This window comes from Nocardiopsis sp. CNS-639, assembly GCF_000381685.1.
GTDB lineage: Bacteria > Actinomycetota > Actinomycetes > Streptosporangiales > Streptosporangiaceae > Nocardiopsis > Nocardiopsis dassonvillei.
The window spans coordinates 126,873-150,247 of record NZ_KB906864.1 but is presented as its reverse complement, the minus strand read 5'-3'; the positions used below and the strand labels follow the sequence as shown (position 1 = coordinate 150,247).

Annotated in this window: 23 protein-coding genes; 13 read left to right on the top strand and 10 right to left on the bottom strand. The window is 75.0% G+C overall.

Features of this window, described 5'->3' with window-relative positions; genetic code table 11:
- Nucleotides 1–35: 35 nt before the first annotated feature.
- From manD to G011_RS29965, 4 genes are read left to right on the top strand one after another with little or no spacing between them, the layout of a single operon-like run.
- Complete coding sequence (gene manD, locus G011_RS0117875; RefSeq protein ID WP_019609690.1) at nt 36–1,247, top strand: D-mannonate dehydratase ManD; 1,212 nt, start codon at nt 36–38, stop codon at nt 1,245–1,247.
- The gene (locus G011_RS0117870; RefSeq protein WP_019609689.1) at nt 1,244–2,209 is read left to right on the top strand and encodes a PfkB family carbohydrate kinase; all 966 of its coding nucleotides are present in this window, start codon (nt 1,244–1,246) and stop codon (nt 2,207–2,209) included. The genes manD and G011_RS0117870 overlap by 4 nt, the downstream gene beginning before the upstream one ends.
- Nucleotides 2,206–3,660, top strand: a complete 1,455-nt coding sequence (locus G011_RS0117865) for a mannitol dehydrogenase family protein (protein ID WP_019609688.1) — start codon at nt 2,206–2,208, stop codon at nt 3,658–3,660. The genes G011_RS0117870 and G011_RS0117865 overlap by 4 nt, the downstream gene beginning before the upstream one ends.
- A 20-nt stretch (nt 3,661–3,680) precedes the next feature.
- The gene (locus G011_RS29965; RefSeq protein ID WP_081642988.1) at nt 3,681–4,409 is read left to right on the top strand and encodes a bifunctional 4-hydroxy-2-oxoglutarate aldolase/2-dehydro-3-deoxy-phosphogluconate aldolase; all 729 of its coding nucleotides are present in this window, start codon (nt 3,681–3,683) and stop codon (nt 4,407–4,409) included.
- On the opposite strand, the gene G011_RS29960 is transcribed toward G011_RS29965, so the two are convergent.
- Complete coding sequence (locus tag G011_RS29960; RefSeq protein WP_019609686.1) at nt 4,396–4,956, bottom strand: hypothetical protein; 561 nt, start codon at nt 4,954–4,956, stop codon at nt 4,396–4,398. The genes G011_RS29965 and G011_RS29960 overlap by 14 nt on opposite strands.
- 177 nt (nt 4,957–5,133) lie before the next feature.
- Here G011_RS29960 and G011_RS32130 point away from each other — a divergent pair, with 177 nt between their 5' ends.
- Complete coding sequence (locus tag G011_RS32130; RefSeq protein WP_019609685.1) at nt 5,134–5,280, top strand: hypothetical protein; 147 nt, start codon at nt 5,134–5,136, stop codon at nt 5,278–5,280.
- 31 nt (nt 5,281–5,311) lie between these two features.
- Here G011_RS32130 and G011_RS0117845 read toward each other — a convergent pair whose 3' ends face one another.
- The gene (locus G011_RS0117845; RefSeq protein WP_019609684.1) at nt 5,312–5,794 is read right to left on the bottom strand and encodes a hypothetical protein; all 483 of its coding nucleotides are present in this window, start codon (nt 5,792–5,794) and stop codon (nt 5,312–5,314) included.
- Between the two features lie 357 nt (nt 5,795–6,151).
- Between G011_RS0117845 and G011_RS0117840 the strand changes: the two genes are divergently transcribed.
- Entirely contained in the window at nt 6,152–7,495 is a 1,344-nt protein-coding gene (locus G011_RS0117840) for a CdaR family transcriptional regulator (RefSeq protein ID WP_019609683.1), read from the top strand.
- A gap of 22 nt (nt 7,496–7,517) precedes the next feature.
- Here the strand turns inward: G011_RS0117840 and G011_RS0117835 are convergent, their stop codons facing one another.
- The 3 genes from G011_RS0117835 to G011_RS0117825 form a co-directional block, all read right to left on the bottom strand.
- Nucleotides 7,518–8,327, bottom strand: coding sequence for a MerR family transcriptional regulator (locus G011_RS0117835; RefSeq protein ID WP_231391520.1), 810 nt, complete (start codon nt 8,325–8,327; stop codon nt 7,518–7,520).
- Entirely contained in the window at nt 8,320–8,865 is a 546-nt protein-coding gene (locus tag G011_RS0117830; RefSeq protein WP_019609681.1) for a VOC family protein, read from the bottom strand. Before G011_RS0117830 ends, G011_RS0117835 begins: the two co-directional genes overlap by 8 nt.
- Before the next feature lie 166 nt (nt 8,866–9,031).
- On the bottom strand, nt 9,032–9,997 hold the full coding sequence (locus tag G011_RS0117825) for an LLM class F420-dependent oxidoreductase (RefSeq protein WP_019609680.1): 966 nt from the start codon (nt 9,995–9,997) through the stop codon (nt 9,032–9,034).
- Nucleotides 9,998–10,287: 290 nt separating this feature from the next.
- On the opposite strand from G011_RS0117825, the gene G011_RS0117820 reads away from it, so the two are divergent.
- From G011_RS0117820 to G011_RS0117805, 4 genes are all read left to right on the top strand, one after another.
- Nucleotides 10,288–10,818: a YbhB/YbcL family Raf kinase inhibitor-like protein gene (locus tag G011_RS0117820; protein WP_019609679.1), complete on the top strand. Its 531-nt coding sequence runs from the start codon at nt 10,288–10,290 to the stop codon at nt 10,816–10,818.
- 290 nt (nt 10,819–11,108) lie between these two features.
- Nucleotides 11,109–12,161 carry an ATP-grasp domain-containing protein gene (locus tag G011_RS0117815; protein ID WP_019609678.1) on the top strand — a complete coding sequence of 351 codons (1,053 nt, stop codon included), beginning with the start codon at nt 11,109–11,111 and terminating at the stop codon, nt 12,159–12,161.
- 47 nt (nt 12,162–12,208) lie between these two features.
- Entirely contained in the window at nt 12,209–12,967 is a 759-nt protein-coding gene (locus G011_RS0117810; protein WP_196808524.1) for a 3'(2'),5'-bisphosphate nucleotidase CysQ, read from the top strand.
- 127 nt (nt 12,968–13,094) lie between these two features.
- Entirely contained in the window at nt 13,095–13,634 is a 540-nt protein-coding gene (locus G011_RS0117805; RefSeq protein ID WP_019609676.1) for a DUF1707 domain-containing protein, read from the top strand.
- 67 nt (nt 13,635–13,701) lie between these two features.
- On the opposite strand, the gene G011_RS0117800 is transcribed toward G011_RS0117805, so the two are convergent.
- On the bottom strand, nt 13,702–14,196 hold the full coding sequence (locus G011_RS0117800) for a DUF3145 domain-containing protein (protein WP_013154305.1): 495 nt from the start codon (nt 14,194–14,196) through the stop codon (nt 13,702–13,704).
- A 307-nt stretch (nt 14,197–14,503) separates the two neighbouring features.
- On the opposite strand from G011_RS0117800, the gene G011_RS0117795 reads away from it, so the two are divergent.
- From G011_RS0117795 to G011_RS0117785, 3 genes are all read left to right on the top strand, one after another.
- Entirely contained in the window at nt 14,504–15,151 is a 648-nt protein-coding gene (locus tag G011_RS0117795; RefSeq protein WP_196808522.1) for an RNA polymerase sigma factor, read from the top strand.
- Nucleotides 15,148–15,576 carry a hypothetical protein gene (locus G011_RS0117790; RefSeq protein ID WP_019609673.1) on the top strand — a complete coding sequence of 143 codons (429 nt, stop codon included), beginning with the start codon at nt 15,148–15,150 and terminating at the stop codon, nt 15,574–15,576. The genes G011_RS0117795 and G011_RS0117790 overlap by 4 nt, the downstream gene beginning before the upstream one ends.
- A gap of 232 nt (nt 15,577–15,808) precedes the next feature.
- Nucleotides 15,809–17,878: a CHAT domain-containing protein gene (locus tag G011_RS0117785; RefSeq protein WP_019609672.1), complete on the top strand. Its 2,070-nt coding sequence runs from the start codon at nt 15,809–15,811 to the stop codon at nt 17,876–17,878.
- A gap of 5 nt (nt 17,879–17,883) precedes the next feature.
- On the opposite strand, the gene G011_RS0117780 is transcribed toward G011_RS0117785, so the two are convergent.
- The 4 genes from G011_RS0117780 to G011_RS0117765 form a co-directional block, all read right to left on the bottom strand.
- Nucleotides 17,884–18,537: an MBL fold metallo-hydrolase gene (locus tag G011_RS0117780; protein WP_019609671.1), complete on the bottom strand. Its 654-nt coding sequence runs from the start codon at nt 18,535–18,537 to the stop codon at nt 17,884–17,886.
- Nucleotides 18,538–18,628: 91 nt separating this feature from the next.
- Nucleotides 18,629–19,450 carry an enoyl-CoA hydratase-related protein gene (locus G011_RS0117775; RefSeq protein WP_019609670.1) on the bottom strand — a complete coding sequence of 274 codons (822 nt, stop codon included), beginning with the start codon at nt 19,448–19,450 and terminating at the stop codon, nt 18,629–18,631.
- A 346-nt stretch (nt 19,451–19,796) separates the two neighbouring features.
- Entirely contained in the window at nt 19,797–20,375 is a 579-nt protein-coding gene (locus G011_RS0117770) for a DUF5998 family protein (RefSeq protein WP_019609669.1), read from the bottom strand.
- 86 nt (nt 20,376–20,461) lie between these two features.
- A complete protein-coding gene (locus G011_RS0117765) occupies nt 20,462–23,182 on the bottom strand; it encodes a GNAT family N-acetyltransferase (RefSeq protein WP_019609668.1) in 2,721 nt (906 codons plus the stop codon).
- Between the last annotated feature and the right edge of the window lie 193 nt (nt 23,183–23,375).

Here is a 23,375-nt window from a genome sequence, read left to right as displayed (position 1 = left end):
CGGGCGCCTCCCCTCCATCCCAGAAAGGGCATTCCGTGAAGATCACCGACGCGCGTGTCGTCGTGTCCTCACCCGGCCGCAACTACGTCACCCTGGTGGTCGAGACCGAGGACGGCGTCACCGGCATCGGCGACGCCACGCTCAACGGCCGCGAACTCGCGGTCGCCTCCTACCTGCGCGACCACGTGTGCCCGCTGCTCGTCGGACGCGACGCGCGGCGGATCGAGGACACCTGGCAGTACCTGTACAAGGGCGCCTACTGGCGCCGCGGCCCGGTGACGATGACCGCGATCGCCGCCGTGGACGTGGCGCTGTGGGACATCAAGGGCAAGGCCGCGGGCATGCCCCTCTACCAGCTCCTGGGCGGGGCCTCGCGCGAGGGCGTCCTGGTCTACGGGCACGCCAGCGGCACGTCGCTGGACGGGCTCTCCGAGGACTTCCAGCGCCACCTGGACCTGGGCTACCGGGCGATCCGGGTCCAGGCCGCGGTCCCCGGACTGGAGAAGACCTACGGGATCGCCCCGGCGGGCGGCCGGGTGTACGAGCCCGCCAGCGGCAACCGGCCCCAGGAGGACACCTGGGACACCCCGGCCTACCTGGACTTCGCGCCGGCCATGATCGCCCACGTCCGTGAGCAGTTCGGCTACGGAGTGCACCTGCTGCACGACGTGCACCACCGGCTCACCCCGATCGAGGCGGGCCGCCTGGGCGCGGCGCTCGAACCGTACCGGCTGTTCTGGATGGAGGACCCGACCCCGGCCGAGGACCAGTCCGCGTTCCGGATCCTGCGCCGGCACACCACCACCCCCGTGGCGGTGGGCGAGGTGTTCAACTCGATCTGGGACTGCCAGCAGCTCATCACCGAGCGGCTCATCGACTACGTCCGCGCCTCGGTGTCGCACACCGGCGGCATCACCCACCTGCGCCGCGTGTTCTCGCTCGCGGAGCTGTACGGGGTGCGCTCGGGCTCGCACGGCGCCGGCGACCTGTCGCCGGTCGCCATGGCCGCGGCGCTCCACCTGGACCTGGCCATCCCCAACTTCGGCATCCAGGAGCACATGGGCCACACCGGCCCCTACGCGGAGGTCTTCCGCACCTCCTACTCCTTCTCGGACGGGTACATGCACCCCGGAGACGCCCCGGGCCTGGGTGTGGAGTTCGACGAGGAGGCCGCGGCCCGCCACCCCTACGAACCCAGGTACCTGCCGGTCAACCGGCGGCTCGACGGAACGGTGCACGACTGGTGAGTACACATGGACTGACGGGTGGGGGCGAGCCGCTGGACGTCGTCGTCCTGGGCGAGGTCCTGCTGGAGGTGGCCACCGACGCCCCCGTCGCGCACGGGGTCCCGGCCAGGATCGGTGTCTCGGGCGACGCCCTGAACGTCGCCGCGGCGGCGTCCCGGGCCGGGGCCAGGGTCGGTCTGGCCGCCGTCCTGACCGACGACGAGCTCGGGCGGGCGATCGCCGACCGCGTCGCGGAGCTGGGTGTGTCCACCGGCATGCTGCGCTTCCGCCCCGGGCAGCAGGGCGTGTACCTGGTGCACAGCGACCCCGAGGGCGAGCGCGCCTTCTCCTACGCGCGCGCCGGGAGCGTGGGCTCGTCCCTGTCCCCCGAGGACCTGGACGAGGAGGCGGTCGGCGCGGCGGGAGCGGTCGTGGCGGGCGGCATCGCCTGCGCGGTCTCCGACAGCGCGCGCCGGGCGGTCCTGACCGCGGCGCGCCTGGCCCGCAGGTTCGTGTTCGACCCCAACCACCGGCCGCGGCTGGCCTCGCGGGAGGAGGGCGCCGCGACCCTCGCGGAGCTGGCCCGGCACGCCCATCTGGTGACCCCCTCCCACCCCGGCGAGACCTCCGCCCTGCTGGACAGCGCCACCCCGTCCGAGGCGGCCCGCCGCCTCCTGGAGGCGGGCGCCCGCAACGTCGCGGTGACCTGCGGGTCGCGCGGCGTCCACCTGGCCACGCCGCAGGAGGAGTCCTGGATCGACGCGGTCCCCGCTCCCCGGGTCCTGGACCAGACCGGCGCGGGAGACGTGTTCGTGGGTACCCTGACCGCGCGCCTGACCCTGGGCGACCCCCTCGCGGAGGCCGCGCGCCTGGCGGCCGCCGCGGCCAGTCTGAGCGTGGGCGGGCGCGGCGGAACCGGTTTCCTGCCGACCCTGGAACAGACCCGCGCGCACGCGCGGGGCGAGAAGGAGGCGACGCGATGACCCGGCTGGACCTGGCGGCGCTGCGGGCCGCGGGGCGCACCACCGCCCTGGACCGCGCCGACCTGCGCACCGGGGTGGTCCACCTCGGGATCGGCGCGTTCTACCGAGCACACGGCGCGGTCCTGACCGAGGAGGCCATGCTCGCCACGGGCGAGACCGGATGGGGCATCAGCGCCGTGACCGGGCGCTCGGCCCGGGTGTGGGAGCAGCTGGCCCCGCAGGACGGCCTGTTCACGGTCACCGAACGCGGTGAGGGCGCCCGACCCGTGCGGGTGGTCTCCTCCGTCCGCGAGACCCTGTCCGGTCCGGCCGACCCGTGGGCGGTGGCGGAGCGCATCGCCCACCCCGACACCCGGATCGTCACCCTCACGGTCACGGAGAAGGGGTACCTGGCGCACCCGGTCACGGGGCGCCTGGACACCGGCGACGCCCGGGTACGCGCCGACCTGGACGGCGGCCCGCCACTCACGCCGGTGGGGCAGATCGCGCGCGGCCTCCAGCTGCGCCAGCTCCGGGACGCCGGTCCGGTGACCGTGCTGTCCTGCGACAACCTGCCCGACAACGGCGAGCTGACGGCCGCGCTCGTCGCCGACTTCGCCGACGCCCTGCCGGGCGCGGAGGGCGAGCGGCTGCGGTCCTGGATCCAGGCGCACGCGGCCTTCCCCAACACGATGGTGGACCGGATCGTCCCGGCCACCACGGCGGCGGACCTGGACGCCGTCGAGGCGGAACTGGGCCTGCGCGACGAGGCGGCCGTGGTCGCCGAACCCTTCCACCAGTGGGTGATCCAGGACCGCTTCGCCGGTCCGCGCCCGCGGTGGGAGGCGGCCGGGGCGACGATCACCGACGACGTGCGGCCCTGGGAGGCGGCCAAGCTGCGCGTGCTCAACGCCAGCCACTCCCTGCTCGCCTACCTCGGCCTGTCCGTGGGACACGCGACGATCGCCGCGTGCGCCGCCGACGACGCCGTGGCGACGGCGGCCCACCACCTCGTCCACGAGGAGGTCCTGCCCTCGCTCACCCTGCCCGAGGGCTTGGACGGCGCGGCCTACGCCGCGTCGGTGCTGCGTCGGTTCGCCAATCCCGCGCTGGGCCACACCACCGCCAAGGTCGGGGCCGACGGCTCCCAGAAGCTCGGCCCCCGCGTCGTGCCCACGGTCCGGGACGTGCTGGCCGGGGGCGGCGAGCCGCGGTGGAGCGCCCTGGTGGTGGCGGCGTGGATGCACCACGTCGCCACGGCCGGTCCCGGGCTGGAGGACCCGCTGGCCGACTCCCTGCGCGCGCTGCTGCCCGCGGGCGGAGGGGCGCGGGAGGTGGTCGCCGCGCTGCTGCGCTCGGAGGTCTTCCCCGGGGACCTGGCGTCCCATCCGGTGTTCACCGAACTGCTGGTCCACTGGTACGGGGTCGTGTCCGCCGGGGGCGGCGCGCTGGCGGCGGAGGTCGCCTCGTGAGCGCGGGCGGCGGGGACGACGTGAGGGACACGGGCCACGGGAGCGGCCGGAGCGAGGGGGACGGCGGCATCGGAGCCGTGCTGGCGCTGTCGCCGGTCGTGCCGGTGGTGACGGTGGACTCCCCCGCGCTGGCGGTTCCCCTGGCCGAGGCGCTGCTGGCGGGCGGTGTGGGAGTCGTGGAGGTCACCCTGCGCACGCCCGGCGCCCTGGAGGCGGTTCGGGCGATCGCGGAGGACGTGCCGGACATGGTGGTGGGCGCGGGGACCGTGCTCACCCCCCGCCAGGCCGACGAGGCCGCGGAGGCCGGGGCGCGCTTCCTGGTCACGCCCGGCACCACGGACCGGATGCTGCGCCACCTGGTCGCGAGTGGGGTTCCGGCACTGCCGGGGGTGGCCACCGTCAGCGAGGTGCTGACCGCCCGCGAGGCGGGGATGTTCGCGCAGAAGCTCTTCCCCGCGTCGGTTCCGGGGACCCCGTTCCTGCGCTCGGTGGCGGGCCCGGTCCCCGACGTCGTGTTCTGCCCCACGGGCGGGATCACGGCCGCCACGGCCGCCGACTACCTGGCCCTGGACAACGTGGCGTGCGTCGGGGGGAGCTGGCTGACCCCCGGGGGCGCGGTCCGTGAGGGGGACTGGGCGCGGATCACCGGGTTGGCCGCGGAGGCCGTGCGACTGGGCGCGGGCGCTGTCGGGGACGGCAGCCCCGGCTCCGTGCCGCCTTCCGTCGGCCCGGGACCTAGGGGCGCGTGACCGGGGCCCGCCGAAGGCCCGGCTTCCCGGGGCGGACCCGCTGGGGGCGCCCGCGGACGCGTCCCCAGGGCTTGAACACCGACAGGGCCATGGCCGCGGCGACCGCGGTGGTGGAGACCAGGGGCGGGAACAGGAGCTGGGCGCCGACCGCGAAGGGCGCCTCCTCGGCGAGGGCGGTACGGGCCCGCTCCGCCAGCCCGGCGACCTCGGGTGAGAGCAGCAGGACCACGAGGGTCAGCAGCACGACGTTGGCCGCCAGCTTGAGCAGGACCCACCAGTACCGGACCAGTCCGTACCTGGTCCCCCGGCCCAGGACGATCCCGGACAGCAGGGTGAGGGCGCCGACCGCGACCAGCGGCCACGTCGCGAAGGCCGCGAGGGCGACCGCGACGGAGGCGTCGTCGCCGCCGAGCAGCGCGGTGACCACGAGGACGCCCAGGACGAGGTCGAGCCCGAGCCAGCTTCCGGCCGCGGCGATGTGGGTCAGCAGGACGGTCTTGCGGGTGCGGGCGCCCAGGCGCCGTCGGGGGGTCGTCACGGTGTCCATGCGGCCAGTATCCGAGCGCGGGCCCGAGACGGCGTACAGCCCGGAACGTATTCCGGTGTACGCGGGCGCGCGGCCCCTGACAGGGGTCGCGGTCGGCTCCGGCGCACGGGCCCGCGCTGACCCCCGGCCGGGCGAGCCGTGCCCCCGCCGGAGCCGCCGTCTGGTAAGCCGGACGGTGTGAACAGTACGAGAGAGTCCGAAAGACAGGGCGAGGGCGGGCGGAGGCCCTCGGCGGGGGAGAGGATCGGCCAGTGGCTGTGGCCGCTGGCGGCCGTGGTGGTCGTGGCCGTGGGCATGGTCCTCGGCTACGCGTTCTTCAGCTGAGCCGGGCGCGGCGCCGCGGACCCGGGCGGCCTCAGGCTCCGCCCGGGGAGGTGCCCGGCAGGCGGGTGGCCACCCACTGGTCGTCGGAGTCGCGGCGCATCTCCAGGGGCCCGTGGTCCTCGCCGGGGTAGACCAGGGCGACCGTGGCGATGGGGACCTCCCCCTCCAGGTCGGTGCCCATGGTGACCTCGCCGACCTCGATGCCCTCACCGCCCTGGAGCGCCTCGGCGTAGAGGGGGAAGGCCGCCGGGCAGTCCTCGGCCCCGTGCTCGTCGGCCACCACCGTGCGCGCGGCCTCGTCCATCAGCGCGCAGCCCGCCTCGCCGTCAGCGGCCATGAGGGAGGCGATGAAGCCCTGCGCGGCGCGGCGCACGTGGGTCTCGGCGTCCGGGTCCACCGCGGCCGCGCTCTCCTCGGCCTGCCCCGCGGCCTCCTCCGGGGCCTCCTCGCCGGAGCAGGCCGTGGCGGCGAGGAGCAGGGCCAGCAGCGGGGCGGACAGCGGAAGTCGTCTCATGGCGGGCGCCTTTCGAGGGGGCGGGGGCGTCGCACCATTGTTACCGTATCGGCCCGCTGCGTGACCAGCGGTGTCCGCGCGCCCCAGGTAGCCCCGGGGCCGTCCGGTCGGAAGGGCTCCCGAGCATCGTCAGAAGCCCGCGCTGCGGCGGACCCGGGGGTTGTCGGTGGGGCAGGGCTTCCGACCATCACCACGAGCCCGACCCGTGACGGGTCCGGGGGTTGTCGGCGGAGCCGGGCTTCTGGTGATATGGGAACGCGGTCCCCTCCCGACGGAACCGCTCCGGAGTTCCTGGCGCACAGAGCACGCGCGGGCGTGCCACGGGCGGTTCCGCCGTGCGTCCGCGCCGGAGGTGACATGTCCTACCCCCTGCGGGAGAGCCGTCCGACGGACCCGTTCGCCCGTATCCCCCCGGAGTTGGGCGCCCGGCTGCGCCCGCTGGTGCCGTCGCTGGCGGAGGAGGCCCTGGAGGGCATCCGGCGCCGGGCGGAGTTCCACGCCGCGCCCCTGGAGCCCGCCGACGCCGAGGGTCTGCGGCGGACGGTGGAAGCCGGTCTGCGCGCCTTCCTGGACCGGGTGGAGGGCGACCGCTCCCCCGGGCACGTGGACGCGCTGGCCGCCGAGTTCCGGGCCTTCGGCGCGGGCGAGGCCCGGCACGGGCGCACCCTGGAGTGCCTGCACACGGGGATGCGCACGGCGGCGGCCGTGGCCTGGCGGCGGTTGGCCCACGCTGACGCGCTCACCCGCGACCACATGGCGGTGCTGGGAGAGGCGATCTTCGCGTTCCAGGAGGAGGTCTCGACCGCCGCGGCCGAGGGCCACGCGCGGGTGCGCGGCGCCGGGGTGGACGCGCTGCGCAGGCGCCGGGCGCGGTTGCTGGAGGTGCTGTTGGCCGAGACGGGTACGCGGCGGGAGGAGCAGGCGGTGCCCGCGCTGGCCCGGGCCGCCCGGTGGCGGCTGCCCGGGCGGGTGGCGGTGGCGCTGCTGTACCGGGGTACGGACGGCGCGGCGGCGGCCCCGGCGGGGGCGGCCCCGATCGGCCCGTCGACGGTGGCCCAGGCGGTCGTGGGCGGCCCGTCGGCGGACGCGCTGTCCGCCTCGGCGGGGGCGTTCTCGCATCTCAGCGCGTTGCCGTCGGACGTGCTCGTGGGCCTGGACCGCGTGGAGCCGTGCGCGGTGGTACCCGATCCCGAGGGGCCGGGGCGGCTGCGGTCGCTGGAACGCTCGCTGCGCGGTTCCTGTGCGGTGCTGGGCCCGAGCGTGCCCCTGGACCGGGCGCCGCTGTCGCTGGCCCGGGCCCGGGACCTCGCGGAACTCGTGCGCACGGGCGTGGTGCCGGGCGGGGGTGTGGTGCGGTGGGGCGACCATCTGCCCGCGCTGCTGCTGTCGCGCGACCCCGGGCTGGTCGCGGAGATGACGCGGTCCCGGCTCGCTCCGCTGGCGCCGTTGCGCCCGCCGCAGCGGGAGCGGATGGCCGACACCCTGCTGGCCTGGCTGGAGTCGGGTCTCAACGCCAACGAGGCCGCCGAGCGGCTGCGCATCCACCCGCAGACCGTGCGCTACCGGCTGCGCCAGCTGGAGGAGCTGTTCGGCGAACGGCTGCGCGAGCCCGGAGAGCGTTTCGAACTGGAACTGGTCCTGCGGGCCCGCCGTCTGCTCGGTCCCCTGGAGGAGGGTCCGGTGTGGCCGGACGGCGGGTGACGGGCGTCTTCGCGCCACGGGGTCACCGCCAGGTGGCCGTCTCCGGATCGATCCCGTGAGCGCGGGCGCACTCGTCGATGCTCCGCCGGAACCAGGAGGCCAGCCCGGCCCGGATTCCGTCGTAGTGGGCGGAGAAGCCGGGGTCGGACTCGAACATCCTCCCCAGGCACACCTGCATCCGCCGTGTGAGTGGAAAGAAGTGGGAGAACACTTCGCGGTGGCGTTCGACGAGCGCGTCCGCCTCCGGGCTGCCCGGCACGACACCCCGGTCGAGGGCGTCGCCCAGATCGAGCTGCAACGCGGACATCGACGCGGAGAGCGACTGCCACTGCTCCCGCGTGCGGAAAGCGGCCTGCTCGGCGAACTGCGCCCATTGCGCGGAACCGCCCCACACGACGCGGGCCTGCCGGGGCCAACGAGCGTCCCAGTCGGCCCCGAAGACCTCCGACTGCGCCTCGTCGTCGAGGAGGATCCCCCGTTCGTGGGCCTCGATCATCCGCTCCAGGCGCTCGTCGTGCCGTCGCAGGTCCCGGATGCGCTCGGCGAGCCGGGCACGCTGCTCACGCAGGGTGGCGCCGATCTCCGCCGTCCGGTCGTCGAGGACCTCACGCACCGCGTCCAGCCCGAGACCGGCCTCCCGGTACGCGACGATTCGGCGCAGCCGCCGCAGGTCCGCGTCGGTGTACTGGCGGTAGCCGGCGGCGGTGCGCGCGGACGGCGACGCCAAGCCGACCTCGTCCCAGTGGTGGAGCGTGCGGACCGTCACCCCCACCAGTCCGGCGGCGGCGCCCACCGTGACACCGTCACCGGTGTCGCGCTCGCGTTCAACCATGGACACCATTGTGACCCCCCTCCGCCGACCCCGGGGCGACGATCCCGACCGAGGCGAGGTTCCGCGCCTCGGGGCTGTCGGGGTCGAACTCCCGCGCCGCGGTGAACACGACCCGCGCGCCCTCGGGGGTGGTCACCTCGACGTCGCGGGTACGCCACGGTGTGTCCCGCGGCCCGGTCACGCTTCCCGGCGCGAGGTCCGAGCACGCCTCGACCAGCGGATCGACCTCGCTCAGCACGCACAGGAAACTCACGCTCATCGGGGGCGCTTCGGGGGGCTCGGCCCCGGCCGCCGCGGGCACGAGCAGGACGTCCTGGAACGCCCACCGGCGCAGGTGGACCACCTGTCCCGGGACGCTGAACAGTTCGACGAAGCCCAACCCCCGCACCCAGAAATCCGTCGACGCCGCCAAGTCCGACGTCGGAACCGTCACGAACACCGGCATCGCGTAGATACCGCGGAACACCTCTGGCGCGACCGCGTCCGGTCCGCGCTCGGACAGGGGGCCCATCTCGAATGCGTCGAAGAAACCACTCATGCGGTCCACCGTCCCGCCTCACGCGGCGTGAGGGTCAAGCCCGGCCAGCGAAGCGGTTGTCCACAGGCGACAGATCGGCCTTCCCCGACCACTGCGCCGAGGACTAGCGTGGTAAGCGGGGGGTCCCCCGGACCCTCCCGCTTCGTGCTGCCCTCGCCGCGCCCCCTCAGCCCCGCGGCGCCAGCGCCCGCACCACCGCGGCCGGGTCCGCGTTCGGCGGACCGATCGGCGCGACGACCGGGGTGGTCACCCCGTTGTCGACGTAGGCCCGGATCCGCTCGCGGCAGTACTCGGCGGGGCCGTGCACGATGAGGTCGTCCACCACCGAGTCCGGGATCGCGGCCAGCGCGCCCCTGCGGTCCCCCTCGTCCCACGCCTTCCACATCGGGGTGAGCTCCTCGCGGCCCAGCCACTCGTGGAACGCCCGGTAGACGGGGACGTTGAGGTAGGCCGAGATGGCCCAGCGGCCGATCCCCCGGGCGGTGTCCGGGTCGGCTTCGGGCACGGCGAGGATCCGCGCGACCACCTCCTTGTCCTCGCCGTACCGGCGCACGTGGGGCACCACCGTGCGCACGTCCTCCGGCGAGAGCCAGTTGATGACGGCTCCGTCGCCCTCGCGTCCGGCGAGCCGGAGCATGCCCGGCCGCAGCGCCGCCACCAGCAGCGGGGGCGCCTGCTCGGGGACCGCGCCGAGCGCGAATCCGTTGACGCTGAAGGTGTCGTAGTCCTCCCCGACCTTCGCGCCGGTGAGCGCGGCGCGCAGGAAGCGCACGGTGTCGCGCACCTTCTTGTACGGCTCCTCGAAGGGGATGGAGTTCCACCGCTCCACGATCACGGTGGAGGACGTGCCGACGCCCAGCGCGAAGCGGCCCGGCGCGGCGGCGGCCAGGGCGGCGGCGCTCATCGCCAGGGTGGCCGGGCCGCGCGTGTAGGCGGGCACGATCGCGGTGCCCAGGCGCAGCCGGGGCGCCCACACGCTGGCCAGGGCGAGGGGGGTGAAGGCGTCGGTGCCGTTGGTCTCGGCCGACCAGGCGTCGGTGTAGCCCAGGTCCGGCAGCCGCTCGATGAGGGCCCGCTGCTCGGAGAGCGGGACCCCCTCCAGCGGGATGGTGATGCCCCAGCGAGTGGTCATGGCGACTCCCTGTCGGTGTGGAACCGAATCCGGTTCTCTTTCCGTGCTGGCAGCACCGTACCGCCCGGTCGGTCTGTTGTCTCGGGGCACCTCCCCCCTTCGCACCGTCGGCGGCCGCGCCCCTCCGTCCCGGCGCACCGCCGCCGCCCTTCCGACACGGCGCGCCGCCCCCGGGACGCGCGTGCCCGCTGGGGCGTATGTTCGTAGGGCCCGGACCGGAGCGCCGCCGACGGCGTGCGCCCCGACCGGGCCGCACGAGCGCATCCCAGACGAACGAAGGAGGCCCCTTCGTGGCCACGCCACCCTCCCCCTACGACTTCCTGCCCCAGGTCGCGTCGTTCACCGTCACCAGCAACGACGTCGCCGACGGACAGACCCTGCCCCGGGCCCAGGTCAGCGGGATCATGGGCGCCGGAGGCGGGGACGTCTCGCCGCACCTGTCCTGGAGCGGTTTCCCCGAGGGGACGCGCAGCTTCGCCGTCACCTGCTTCGACCCGGACGCACCCACCGCCAGCGGTTTCTGGCACTGGTCGGTGGCCAACATCCCGGCCGACGTCACCGAGCTGGCCGCGGGCGCGGGTGACGGCTCCGGCCTCCCCGAGTCGGCCGTCACCCTACGCAACGACGCGGGCGGACACCGCTACGTCGGCGCGGCGCCGCCCGCCGGGCACGGCCCGCACCGGTACTTCTTCGTGGTGCACGCGGTGGACGTGCCCAGTCTGGAGGTGGACGAGTCGGCCAGCCCGGCCTTCCTCGGCTTCAACCTGTTCTCGCACGCGCTGGGCCGTGCGATGGTCACCCCCGTCTACGAGGTGGAGTAGCCCGCGCGGGCGGCGCGGAGCCCGGGCCGGAACCGGAACCCTGGGCCGCGCGACGCGCCGGGGGCGGGCGGCGCGGCCGTGCCGCGTCGCCCGCCCCCGGCCCCCTTCTCCCCGGGGCTGAGGGACACACGCGCAGTGGGCCCTTTCGGTTGTCCTGACAACCGGATTCGGCCATTTGCGGGCCATCGGACACCCCGAGGTCTAGGCTCGGTAAGCATCCCCCCAGTCCGCCGTTCACGTCGGAAAGGGTTCGACCGGTGCCACAGCAGCCTGCGAGCAAACCAACCGTCGTGGTCACGACAGCGGGGTCGGCGCCCACGCCCGGGACCATCCTCCACCTGCGGGAACAGGGTTTCCGCGTGGTGGCGACCGATGTGGACCCCGCCGCGCCGGGCCTGTACCTGGCCGACCGCGGGTACCTGGTGCCGCCGGGCGACAGCGAGGCCTTCCTGCCCAGGATGCGGACGCTGTGCGCGGACGAGGGGGCCGTCGCGGTCATCCCCCTGGTGGACGAGGAACTCGTCAGGGTGGGCGAGCTCGCCAAGGACGGCGTGGAGGTGCTGCTGCCCCGGCTGGACTTCGTCACCACCTGCCTGGACAAGTACGTGCTGATGCGCGAACTGGAGGACGCCGGGATCGGCGTGCCGCGCACCTGGCTGGCCTCGGAGTGGCCGAGCGGCGCCGCGGACTCCGCGCCCGGCGGACTCATCGTCAAACCGCGCTGCGGACGCGGGAGCCGCGGGGTGGTGGTCATCGACTCCGTCCGCGACATGGCGCGGGTGGTGTCCGAGGGCGGCTACGCGGCGGACGAGCTGATCGTCCAGGAGCTGGTCGGCGGACCCGAGTACACGGTGTCCGTGGTGGTGTGGCGGGACGGCGGGGTCCAGGCCGTGGTGCCCAAGGAGGTCGTCCTCAAGCAGGGCGTGACCAGGTACGCGGTGACCCGGCGCCATCGCGAGGTGGACCGCGTCTGCCGGGCGGTCCAGTCCGCTCTGCGCGCCGACGGCCCCTTCAACGTGCAGCTGTGCCTGGACGCGGACGGCAGGCCGAGGATCTTCGAGATCAACCCGCGCTTCTCCTCCACGGCCTCACTCACCGCGGCGGCCGGGATCGACGAGATCACGGGGCTGCTGCGGCAGGCCGTAGCGGACGGGCCCCGCCTGGATGACGACTGGCGCGAGGGGGTGGCGATGGTGCGGCGGTGGACGGACGAGTTCGTCAGCGAGGCGGAGTTCACCTCCCACGGCATCTCCCCCGCCCCCGCGGGCGGCACGGAGCTGCCCCGGCAGCTGTCCGCGGGAGGCACGGGGCCGGTCCCGGTCGTTCCGGTGCGTGTGCGTTGACCGGCTCCGCGACGGGGGCCGCCGGTGCGCACCCGCTGGCCGAGGCGATGGCGGCGGCGGTCGTGGAGGTCGGCGGTCTGCTGCGGGAGTGGCGCTCCGACGCGGACGCGCGCAGCGGGGTGTGGGAGGGGAGCCAGTTCAAGGCCCGGGCCGACGCCATGGCGCACCGGGCCCTGTCCGAGCGGCTCACCGCGATCGACGGCCGGATCCCGGTGGTCAGCGAGGAGGACCCCGAGTCGCTGCGCGGCGAGCGGCCGCACCGGTACTGGCTGATCGACCCCGTCGACGGGACCGCCAGCTACGTCCACGGGTTCCCCGGGTACGTCACGCAGGTCGCGCTGGTGGACGGGGGGCGGCCGGAGGCGGCCGCCGTGTTCGCCCCCGAGACCGCGACCCTCTACACGGCCGTGCGCGGCCGGGGCGCGCGTCGGGACGGACGCCCCCTGCCGCCCCCGCGGCCCGCCCCGCCGGGACGGGGTGTGCTCACCGACAACACCCCGGAGCCGGAGGGGATCGCCCGCAGGGTCGGCGACCGCTTCGGCTACGGCGGGTACCTGGAGAGCGGCAGCATCTCACTGAAGCTGTGCCTGGTCGCCGAGGGTTCCGCGCACCTGTTCGTCAAGGACGTGCCGGTGCGCGACTGGGACGTGGCGGCGCCCGCCCTGGTCCTGGAGGAGGTGGGCGGCCTGGTCACCCGGCTGGACGGAAGCCCGTTCGACTACCGGGGGCCCTACGAGCACACCGGGCTGGTGGGCGCCGCCGACCCCGCCGCGTGCCGGGCCGTCTCCGACTGGCTGGGCTCCTGAGAACGCGCTCCGGGAGCCGCCCCGGGGCCGTGGACCGGGGGCCGCGGCTCACTTTCCGTGTATCCCTTTTCCACACCGGGTGCGGCGCGTATCGTGTGGTCACCAACTCGCGTCTTGGGGGTGGGAAGTGGAGGACGAACGCCTGCCGCTGCACCGGATGCGCGCCTCGGACGCCGAACGCGACCTCACGGTGGACCGCCTCACCACCGCGTTCGTCGAGGGCCGCCTGGACCACGAGGAGTACGACCGCCGGGTCGGTCTGGCGCTGGGCGCGGTGCTGCTCGGCGACCTGCGCCCGCTGACCGCGGACCTGCCGGCGCCCCCGTCCGCGGTGCACGGGGTCCCGGGCGCGCGGCACGGCGCCGATCCGCTGTCGGACCCCCTCTCCGGGGCGGCCCGCGCCGATCCGGGGTCCGGACGCGACCCCCGGGACGGCCGCGAACCCCCCGACGCGGACGGCCTGTCGCTCCTGGGCGCCCCCTGGGGCGAGTGGGGCGACGAGTGGCGCTGGTGGACGGGTGTGGCGGTGATCCTGACGAGCGTGTGGGGCGTGGTCAGCCTGATGGGCGGCGAGCTCGTACCCTACTGGCCGCTGGTGCCGTTGGGCATCTGGGCCGCGGTCCTGCTCGCCTCCGCCATCTGGCCCAGCGAGGGGGAGCCGCCCTGACGCGGCGCCCCCGCTCCCGCGCGGGCGTTCGGCGCCCCGGGCGCGGCCGGGACCAAGGCGGGAGGGGTCAGCCCGCGGCGTGGAGCCAGCGCACCGGGGCGCCGTCGCCCGCGTAGCGGAAGGGCTCCAGCTCCTCGTCCCAGGCGCGGCCGGTGAGGCGTTCGATCTCGGCGGCCAGGTCGGTGCCGTCGGCCGCGGCCCGCTCCACGGCCAGGCGGAGTCGGCCCTCGGGCACGAGGACCTCACCCGCCGCGCTGGTGAGGGCGGTGAACATACCGAGGGAGGGCGTGTAGCTGTAGCGCACGCCGTCGCAGCCGGGCGACCCCTCCTCGGTCACCTCGAACCGCAGGCGCTGCCACGCGTTCAGCGCCGAGGCCACCGAGCCCGCGGTGCCCGGCTTCCCCTGCCAGTTGAGCTCGGCGCGGTGGTTGCCGGGTGCCGCCGGTTGGGCGACCCAGTCGAGTTTCACGGGTACTCCAACGACGCCCGCGACCGCCCACTCGACGTGTGGGCACAGCGCCGCTGGCGCGGAGTGGACGTACAAGACGCCACGTGCGGACACCGAACCTCCTGATACGAACGAGTGCGCTTCCCCGACGCCCTCGTACCACGAGAAGGTTGCATACCCGCCTGAATGCTTTTGCCCCATTGTGCCCCAAGGGCACCTGGAGAACCAGCGCTCACTTTGCTTTTTCCAGCGTTCTCCCCACCTCCGGAAGCCCCAAAAGCTAGCGTGAGCCCCGGCGAGCGGGAGTCCGATCATAGTGGGGGCGGGTGTGCCAGACCAGTCGCACGAGGACATCCATGACACCCAGGCACCTCCTCAAACCGTACTTTCGACCTTTTCCGGGGAGGAAGCACCCCCACCTTTGCCGGTTCCGGCCACAACCGGCGGTGATACAGCCGGGCCCAATCCGGACGGGAGCCCCGGCGAAACCGACGCCGCCTCCCCCAGCGACGCCGAGCTCGTACGGGGCGCCTGCCGGGGTGAGCACAGGGCGTGGGAGGCCATCGTGGACCGGCACCTGCCGGTCGTGAACGCGATCGCGCGCTCCTACCGCCTGTCCGTCCCGGACCGGGAGGACGCGGTGCAGACGGTGTGGCTCACCCTCAACCAGCAGCTGCCCCGCCTGCACTCCCCCGAGCGGCTCCGCGGCTGGTTGCGCAGGGTCGCCCACGACGCCTGCGGCCGACAGCGCCGCCACAGCGCCCGGGACCAGCCGGTCGATCCCCGGAGCCTCACCCGGCGGGACCCCCTCTCGGAGGACTCGGGTCCCGAGGCGCAGTACCTGCGCAAGGAGGAGCACGAGGAGCTGCACCGCGCGATCCGGCGGCTCACCGACCCCGGAGAGCGGCGGGCCGCCCTGCGCTACCTCGACGGGGCCGCGGGCCTGCCCGTGCCCCCGGCCCCGTGCGACCCGGGGTCCTCCGACGACCGGGTCCACCCCCGGACCGCCGCGAACCAGCGCCGCCGTATGCTCCGCAGACTCCGCCGCCTCCTGGAGGAACCCACATGAGCGACCACGACGATCCGGTACGGGCCCTGGCGGGGCGCGCCGCCGCGCTGGCCGCCTTCGACCGCGGCGACGACGGCGCCGACGTGGCGGCCCTGACCGGGGAGAGGTCTCCGGCGGGCGAGGTGCTGCGCTCGGCGGAGGGGGAGGCGGAAGGCGCGGTAGTCACCTCCCTGCGCTTCGAGCACGGCGACCTCACCCTGGACGTGCGGGTCCACGCGCACGGTCGGCTGCGCTCGCTGTCGGGGCTGGCCAGCGGGGAGTACGACCACGCGGTCCTGCGCGTGCGCCGCCCGGGCTCCGGGGAGGAGCTGCGGATCGGCGAGGACGGCGGGTTCGCACTGTCCGGCCTGTCCCGCGGCCCGGTCAGCCTGGCGCTGCTCAGGGCGGGACGCCCGGCGGTGGTGACCGGGTGGTTCACCGTCTGACCAGGCGGACCGTCGGGCAGCCGGCTGGTGATCCCATCCTTCACAGAAACGGGGAAGGCCGAACCCGGGTTGCAGACAGACGCGAACCGACTCCTGATGGGGGCCCTTCGACCGGCTTCGTCCGGGTTCGCCTCAGCCGAGTTGCGCGCAGGCGGACGCGGCCCCTCCCGCGCGCCCTCCCCGCGCTGCTATCACTGTGTGCGGCCCGCCCCCTCGGTGAAAGGCACCGGTCGTGTCCCTGCGCGCCCAGCCCTCCCCCCTCTCCCCCGAGTCCCCCCTCTCCGCCGCCTGCCCGGACCACCACGCGCTGCGGTCCGGCAGATCCCTGCTCGCACGCGTGAGCCACGGCGTGCGGCTGGCGCAGGGCGGCATGTTCGAGCAGACCGCGGCCCTGCTGGACGAGGCCCACCGGCGCCTGCTCGGCCACCCGGTGGCCGAGTCCGCGACGGTGATGCCCGGCGTCCTGCTCAACCTGGGACTGGCGCAGACGCTGTGCGGCCGCTTCCCGCAGGCCGAGGAACACCTGCGCGAGGCCCGGTCCCTGGCACGGGAGCGCCGTCTGCCGCTGATGGGCCTGGTCATCGACCAGAACCTGGGCTGCCTCAGCCTCTACCGGGGCGACGCCCCCGCGGCCATCGCCACCTTCCACGGCCTGACCGACCGGCTGCCCTCCGAACGCCGTGAGGCGCTGCACGTGGACCTGGCCGAGGCGCTGCTGGCCGAGGGCCTGGTGGAGGAGGCGGCCACGGCGCTCGCGGACGGCCCCTGGGCCGGGGGCTCGTCGGCCAACGCCCTGCTGGTGGAGGCCAAGCTGCGGCTGCTGCGGGGCGACCACCGCCACACGGTGGAGCTCACCCGCCGGGTGCGGCACTCCTTCGGTACGGGCTCGCTGTGGTACCGGCTGGCCACCCGCCTGGAGAGGATGGCGCTGCGCGAGGGCCGGACGACCTCCCCCGTGGCCCGGGCCAGGAACGCCCTGGCCGTCCGCGCGCCCCTGGCCGCGCCGCGATCGTCGGGGAAGGGCGCCGCCCACCTGGCCCTGGACATCCTGGACGCGCACGCCCGCCTCGCTCCGGGTCCCTGGTTGGCGGGCGCGGTGAGCGACCCCCACGTCGTCCGCGCGGGCCTGGAGAGCGCCCTGCGCGCCGGAGAGGCGGCCACCGCCCTGGAGTGGGCGGAACTGGCCCGGACCTGGGCCGCGCCCCACGTCCCCGGTCCCGGCGTACGCACACCCGCGACGGCCTCGCTGGCCGACCGCTACCGTGCGGCGCTGGTCCGCGGCCGCGACCCGCACGTCCTGGCCCGGCGCCTGGAGTCGGCCCGCTGGCAGGCGCACCACCAGACCCCGGGCGCGCGCCGCACCCCCGCACCCGCGCCCGTGGCGGGCGCGCTGCTGGAGCGGCTGGACGACCGGGCCTTCGTGCGGTACACGCGGGCGGACGGGAAGGCCGTCGCGCTCGTGGCCGCGGCCGGACGGGTGCACGCCCGCGTCCTGGGGCCGCTCCCGCGGGTGGCCCGTGCGATGGCCCGGTTCGTCCACCCGGTGGCGTTCGCACAGGAGGGCTGCGAGGCGCGGGAGGCGGCCGAGGACGCCGCCCGCGTCCTCCTCGAACCGCTGCTGGCGCTGGTCGGCGACCTTCCGCTGGTGGTGGCCGGCGACTCCTACCTCGGCGATCCCCCCTGGGGCATGCTCCCCGCGCTGCGGGGCCGTCCGCTGAACCTGGTGCCCGGTGCCGGGTTCTGGCTGGACCGGACCCGCTCCGGGGTACCCGTGCCCCGCCCGCCGGAGCGGGTGCTGCTGGTGGCGGCTCCCGAACCGGACGGGGCGGCGCGCGAGGTCGCCGAGCTGGCCGACGTGTACCCGGGGGCGCGCGTGCTCCGTGCCGACCGGGCCCTGCGCTCCGACGTCCTGTCCGCTCTCGGCCGGGCCGACCTGGTCCACCTGGCGGGGCACGGGCGGGTCCCCGGCCGCTCGCCCATGCTCGCCTCGGTCGGCCTGGGCGACGGGCCGCTGCTCGCCTGCGACCTGGCCGGACTGGCCGAGACCCCGGACACGGTGGTGCTGTCGACCTGCTGGAGCGGCCGGGGCTTCGCGGACCGCGCCGGGGCTCCGCTCGGGTTCACCGGCGCGCTGCTCGCGGCCGGGGTCCGCACGGTGGTGGCCAGCCCCGTCCCCGTCCGGGACGCGGGGACCGCCGGGGCCATGCGGCTGTTCCACCGCGCGCTCGCCGCGGGCGTCCCCGCGCCCGAGGCGGTGGCTGTCCACCTCGGGCGGACGGGGTTCTGCTGCTTCGGCGCCTGAGGCCGCTACCAGCCGCGCTCGCGCCACTCCCCCAGGTGCGGACGCTCGGCGCCCAGGGTGGTGTCGCGTCCGTGCCCGGGGTAGACCCAGGTGTCGTCGGCCAGCGCCCCGAACACGCGCTCCTCCACGTCCGCGAACAGGACGCGGAAGTCGTCGTCGGACCAGGTGCGGCCGACGCCTCCCGGGAAGAGGGAGTCACCCGTGAACAGGTGGGTGTGGCCCTCGGGGTCGTCGTAGCGCAGGGCGATCGACCCGGGGGTGTGCCCGCGCAGGTGGATGACGGTGAGGTGGCACTCCCCGACCGGGACGCGCGACCCGTGCACGACGGGCTCGTCCACGGAGACGGGGAGTTCGTCGCCGTCGTCGGGGTGGGCGACCGTGCGTGCCCCGGTCTGGCCCACGACCTCGGCGAGGGCCTGCCAGTGGTCCTGGTGGCGGTGGGTGGTGACCACCCGTGCCAGGCCCTCCTCGCCGATCAGCTCCAGGATGCGGTCGGGCTCGGCCGCGGCGTCGATGAGGACGGCCTCGCCGGTGCCCTGGCAGCGCAGCAGGTAGGCGTTGTTGTCCATCGGGCCGACGGCCAGCTTGGTGATGGTCAGGTGCGGTAGTCGTCGCAGGTCGGCGGGACCGCCGACCCTGGTATCTCCGGAGTAGCTCACCCGACCATTGTGGCCCGCGTCCGGGAGCGGACGCACCAGGGTGGCACGGGTGTGCGGCCGCGGCGGCCCGGGCGGGGCGCCGCGGCCGGGGTCACCTGGCCCAGCGGGGCGCCCGCTTGTCGAAGAAGGCGGCGCGGCCCTCGGCGGCGTCCTCGCTGGCGAAGAACTCGGCGGACAGCTCGCCCATCCGGGCGAAGGCCTCGGTGCGCCGGTCCGGGGCCGCGAGCGCGCCCGCGCCCAGTTCGCCCAGGAGTTCCTTGGTGCGCGACAGCGCGCGCGGCGCCGAACCCCGCAGTCCCTGCAGGATCGCGTCCACGGCGTGCGGCATGTCGCGGTCGGGGACGGCCTGGGTGAGGAGACCGGCCTTGGCGGCGGCGGAGGCGTCGAACAGCTCGCCGGTGAGGAAGTAGCGGCTGAGCTGGCGCGAGTGCATCCGCGCGGACACCGGGACGGAGATGATCGCGGGGACCACGCCGATGCGCACCTCGGTGAAGGCGAACGTGGCGCTCTTGGGCGCCAGGGCGATGTCGGCGGCGGCCACCAGTCCGATGCCCCCGGCGCGGGCGGCGCCGTTGAGCACGGCGACCACAGGTTTGGGGGCGCCCATGATCTGCTCGAAGATCTCGGGGAGCTCGGGCGCCGGTTCGGCCGGGGCGCCCCGCAGGGCCGCGCCGACCTCCTTCAGGTCGGCTCCGGCGCAGAACACCGGGCCGGTGCCGGTGAGCACGATGGCGCGGACCTCGTCGTCGGCCACCGCCGCGGCCAGGGCCGCGGACAGCTGCGCGCGCAGCCTCGCGGACAGGGCGTTGCGGTTGCGGGGGGAGTCGAGGGTGACCGTGGCGATGGAGCGCTCGACGGCCAGGCGTACCAGGGGCGTGTCGTCCGAGGGGGTCGGGGAGGGGTGCTGCGTCATCGCAGGCGGGCCTTTCTCAGGGTCCGTACTCGCGGGTGCTGGAGAGGGGGAACGCGCGCGTGCCTGTCGCGGCGCGCGTGCGCGCCCGGCTCGTGGCCGGACGCGCCCGGCCCTGTGGCGTGGTGCACGAGGCCGGTCCCACCCTAGACAACCGGGCCCTCGGGACACCATGTCCGTGTACACCCCGCTTGTTAAGTCCCGCTCACGGGTGGCCGCGTGTGCGGCGTGACGGGTCGACTGCCCGGTCCGCCCCCGCCGTGGGCCGCCCGGCGCGCGGCGCGGACACCGCGCGTCGGAGGGCCCCCGGCCGCCGGAGCGGTCGGGGCCCTCCGCGACTCCGGTGGCCTCAGGGGCGGGTGGTCGCCTCGGACAGGGCGTCGGCGAAGTGCATCATGGCCGACACCGCCCCGGCGCCGTCCGCGGCCTCGCTGACCCTCAGGGTGAGGGGTTCGGCGGTGATCGCGCCGGTGTACCCGTGGTCGAGTTCGCACTCCTCATCGGCGCAGGCGGCCGGTTCGAGGTCGATGTGGGCGATCGCGCCCCAGTTCACGGACAGGTTGACGCTCAGCACCAGCTCGCTGGGCATGCTGCCCGGCGTGTACTGGGCGGGGTTGGGCACCACACGGGTCAGGGCGACCGACTGGATGTTGCCCAACTGGATGCTGTCGGTGGTGGTGGAGGCGTGCGAGGTGCCGCCGGGCTCGGTGGGCGGGTGCTCGTCGGTGTGGCACACCACGAGGCGGGTCGCGGTCAACAGCATCACCGTGATGTGCCGCCGCATCTCCATGGCCGGGTCGAAGGTCGCCTCGTGGTGCACGATGAACGCCTCGGCGCCCTCGCTCCCCAGGGCGGTGGCGACGGCGTCGATCACGAGCGCGGGGTAGTACCCGCTGCGCTCGATCTCCGTCCGCCAGTCCGTGGACACGGCGCGTGTTTTCCTCATACTCCTATCCTGCCCCTTTCCCGTGACACTTCGCGACCGGGACGTGAAACGGGATGCCCACCCCATGATCAGAACGTCACCCCGCGCAGTCGCCGGGGCCCGGCGTCGGGCCGCACGTCGGGGGCCTCACGGAGCCAGACGCGCGCGCCCAGCACGTGGGCGCCGGTGGCGTTGACCAGGACCGGGTCCAGGTCGATGTAGCCGATCTCGGGGAAGGCCTCCACCAGGCGCGAGACCCGGACGAGGAGTTCCTCCAGCGCCTCCACGTTGGGCTGCTCGGCGAGCGAGGTCGCACCGGCGGGCAGTCCGAACAGCAGCGGGGCGGCCCGCACGGCGTGGATGAGGTCGGCGGCGTCCATGTCGGTGAGCGGCGCCAGCCGGAACGCCCGGTCGTCGAGCAGTTCGGCGGTCACGTCCGCCAGCCCGAAGGAGACCACCGATCCGAAGGACTGGTTGTCGCCCGCCCGGATGACCGTGGGCACCCCGGGGGCCACCATGCGCTGCACGACCAGCGAGGCCTCGTCGCCGAAGCGGTCGTGCAGGGCCGCGAAGGCGCTGCGCACGTCGTCGGGGGTGCGCAGGTCGGCGCGGACGAACGTGCCGCCCGCGCGCAGGCGCAGGTCCGGTGAGTCGGCCTTGACCACCGCCGGGTAGCCCAGCTGGCCCGCGGCCACCACGGCCTCCTCCTCCGACGTCACCGGGATGTCGGGGTAGGCGGCGATGCCGTAGCAGGCCAGCAGGTCGCGGGCGTCCTCGCCGGAGATCGCCGTCTCCTCGTCGTAGCGGCGCTCGCCGCCGAACCAGGCGATCTCCTCCGCCGAGGGAGTGGCGTTCTTGAGCGCGCGGACGATGGTGGCGCGGGCCCGGGCCCCGTCGATGTCGGGCAGCTCGGGGTGGCGTCCGGGTTTGCGGTCGCGCCACTGGGCGTAGCGGGTGGCGTAGGCCAGGGCGCGCACGGCGTCCTCGGGCGAGGGGTAGGAGGGCACCGAGCCGCGCAGGGTCTGGCCCCGGTCCCCGACGCGGCGCAGTTCCTCGGGGATCCCCTGGCGGGCCAGGTAGGTGGTGACGACGGGCTTGGTCGAGTCCAGGGAGCGGGCCCGCAGCACGCGGGCGACGTCGTCGGAGATGGGGTGCAGCGCGGGGACGAACACGACCACCACCGAGTGCACGTCCTCGGCGGCCAGGGCCGTCTCCAGGGCGCGGTCGAAGTCCTCCGCGGTGGCCTGGGGGCCGAGGTTGACCGGGTCGTGCGGCTTGAGCCCCTGGCGGACGGCCGCGTCCTTGACCAGCAGCTCCAGGGAGTCGGAGTTGCCGATGATGCCCACGCGGGGCCCCTGGGGCAGGGGCTGGTAGGCGAACACCTGGGCGGCGTCGAACATCTGCGTGATGTCGTCCACCCGCACCACTCCGGCCTGCTGGAACAGCGAGGTGACGGCGTAGTCGGGCAGGGAGAGCCCGCCCGCGGCGTGGCCGGTGGGGGTGGTCCGCGCCGAGCCGCCGCTGCGCACCGCCACGACCGGCTTCTGCTTGGCCAGTCGCCGGGCCAGGCGGGTGAACTTGCGCGGGTTGCCCAGCGACTCCAGGTACTGGAGCACCACCTCCGTGGCCGGGTCCTCCTGCCAGTACTGCATGAGGTCGTTGCCGGACACGTCGGCGCGGTTGCCCGCCGAGACGAAGGTGGACAGGCCCATGCCGCGCTCGGCCACGCGCTGGAGGATGGCCCGGCCCAGGGCGCCGGACTGGGAGAAGAACCCGATCGTGCCCGAGGGCGGCAGGTCCGGGGACAGGGTGGCGTTGAGCGAGATCTCGGGGTCGGTGTTGGCGATGCCCAGGCAGTTGGGACCGACCACGCGCATCCCGGCCGCGCGGGCGGTGCGCACCAGCTCGTCCTGGCGGGCGCGGCCCTCGGGCCCGGTCTCGCCGAACCCGGAGCTGACCACGACCAGGCCGTGCACGCCCTTGTCCGCGCACTGCTCGACCACGTCGACGACCATGTCGGCGCGCACCGCCACGACGGCGAGGTCGACCTGGTCGGGGATGTCCAGGACCGAGGGGTAGGCGCGCACGCCCACGACCGCCTTGGCCTCGGGGTGGACCGGGTAGACCGGGCCCTGGAACTCCCCGCCCAGGAGGTTGCGCAGGGCGGTCTGGCCGATGGTGTGCGCGGTGCGGCTGGCGCCGATCACCGCGACCGAGTTCGGGAAGAGCAGGCGGGCGATGGAGCGCGACTCGGCGCGCTGCTCGCGGGCCCGCATGACCTCGGTGGAGTCGTCGGTGGGCTGGAGGTCCAGGGTGAGGCGGATGACGCCCTCGTCGAAGGTCTGCTGGGCGGTGTACCCGGCCTCGCGGAAGACGTTGATCATGCGCCGGTTCTCGGGCAGCACGTCGGCGATGAAGCGGCGCATCCCGCGTTCGCGCGCGGCCGCGCCGATGTGCTCCAGCATGACCGAGGCCAGGCCGCGGCCCTGGTGGGCGTCCTCCACCACGAAGGCGACCTCCGCCTCCTCCGGCGCCACCTTGTCGTAGCGCACCACGGAGACGAGGGAGTCGGAGATGGTGGCGACCAGTGCCACGCGGTCCTCGTAGTCGACGGTGGTGAAGCGTTTGACGTCGCGGTCGGAGAGCCTGGGGTAGGGCGCGAAGAACCGGTAGTAGATCGTCTCCGGGGAGAGACGGGAGTGGAACTCGCGGAGCAGGTCGGCGTCTTCGGGGGTGATGGGGCGCAGGTGCGCGGTGCCTCCGTCGGTCAGGACGACGTCGGCTTCCCAGTGGTTCGGGTAGGACTGCACGACTGCGAGACTAGACGACAAACGGCCGAATCCGGGGAAAGTCCGTGCGGGCCGCGCGAAAACCCCGCTCGGGACCGCGCACGGTGTGTCCCCCCGCTCCCGGAGGCGCGGGTCGGGGCCGGTGCCCCGTCCGCGGACCGGATCGGCCGCCCCGTGGGCGTTCGCGGCTCCGCGGGGGTGCCTGGAGGCGGTG

Excerpts from the sequence above, each read along its gene's own strand:
- G011_RS0117845 (WP_019609684.1), bottom strand. The coding sequence starts at position 5,794 with ATGAGACGACTTCCGCTGTCCGCCCCGCTGCTGGCCCTGCTCCTCGCC.
- G011_RS0117830 (WP_019609681.1), bottom strand. The coding sequence starts at position 8,865 with ATGAGTGGTTTCTTCGACGCATTCGAGATGGGCCCCCTGTCCGAGCGC.
- G011_RS0117840 (WP_019609683.1), top strand. The coding sequence starts at position 6,152 with ATGTCCTACCCCCTGCGGGAGAGCCGTCCGACGGACCCGTTCGCCCGT.
- G011_RS0117835 (WP_231391520.1), bottom strand. The coding sequence starts at position 8,327 with ATGGTTGAACGCGAGCGCGACACCGGTGACGGTGTCACGGTGGGCGCC.
- G011_RS29960 (WP_019609686.1), bottom strand. The coding sequence starts at position 4,956 with ATGGACACCGTGACGACCCCCCGACGGCGCCTGGGCGCCCGCACCCGC.
- G011_RS0117810 (WP_196808524.1), top strand. The coding sequence starts at position 12,209 with ATGGCGGCGGCGGTCGTGGAGGTCGGCGGTCTGCTGCGGGAGTGGCGC.
- G011_RS0117865 (WP_019609688.1), top strand. The coding sequence starts at position 2,206 with ATGACCCGGCTGGACCTGGCGGCGCTGCGGGCCGCGGGGCGCACCACC.
- G011_RS0117775 (WP_019609670.1), bottom strand. The coding sequence starts at position 19,450 with ATGACGCAGCACCCCTCCCCGACCCCCTCGGACGACACGCCCCTGGTA.
- G011_RS0117825 (WP_019609680.1), bottom strand. The coding sequence starts at position 9,997 with ATGACCACTCGCTGGGGCATCACCATCCCGCTGGAGGGGGTCCCGCTC.
- G011_RS0117790 (WP_019609673.1), top strand. The coding sequence starts at position 15,148 with ATGAGCGACCACGACGATCCGGTACGGGCCCTGGCGGGGCGCGCCGCC.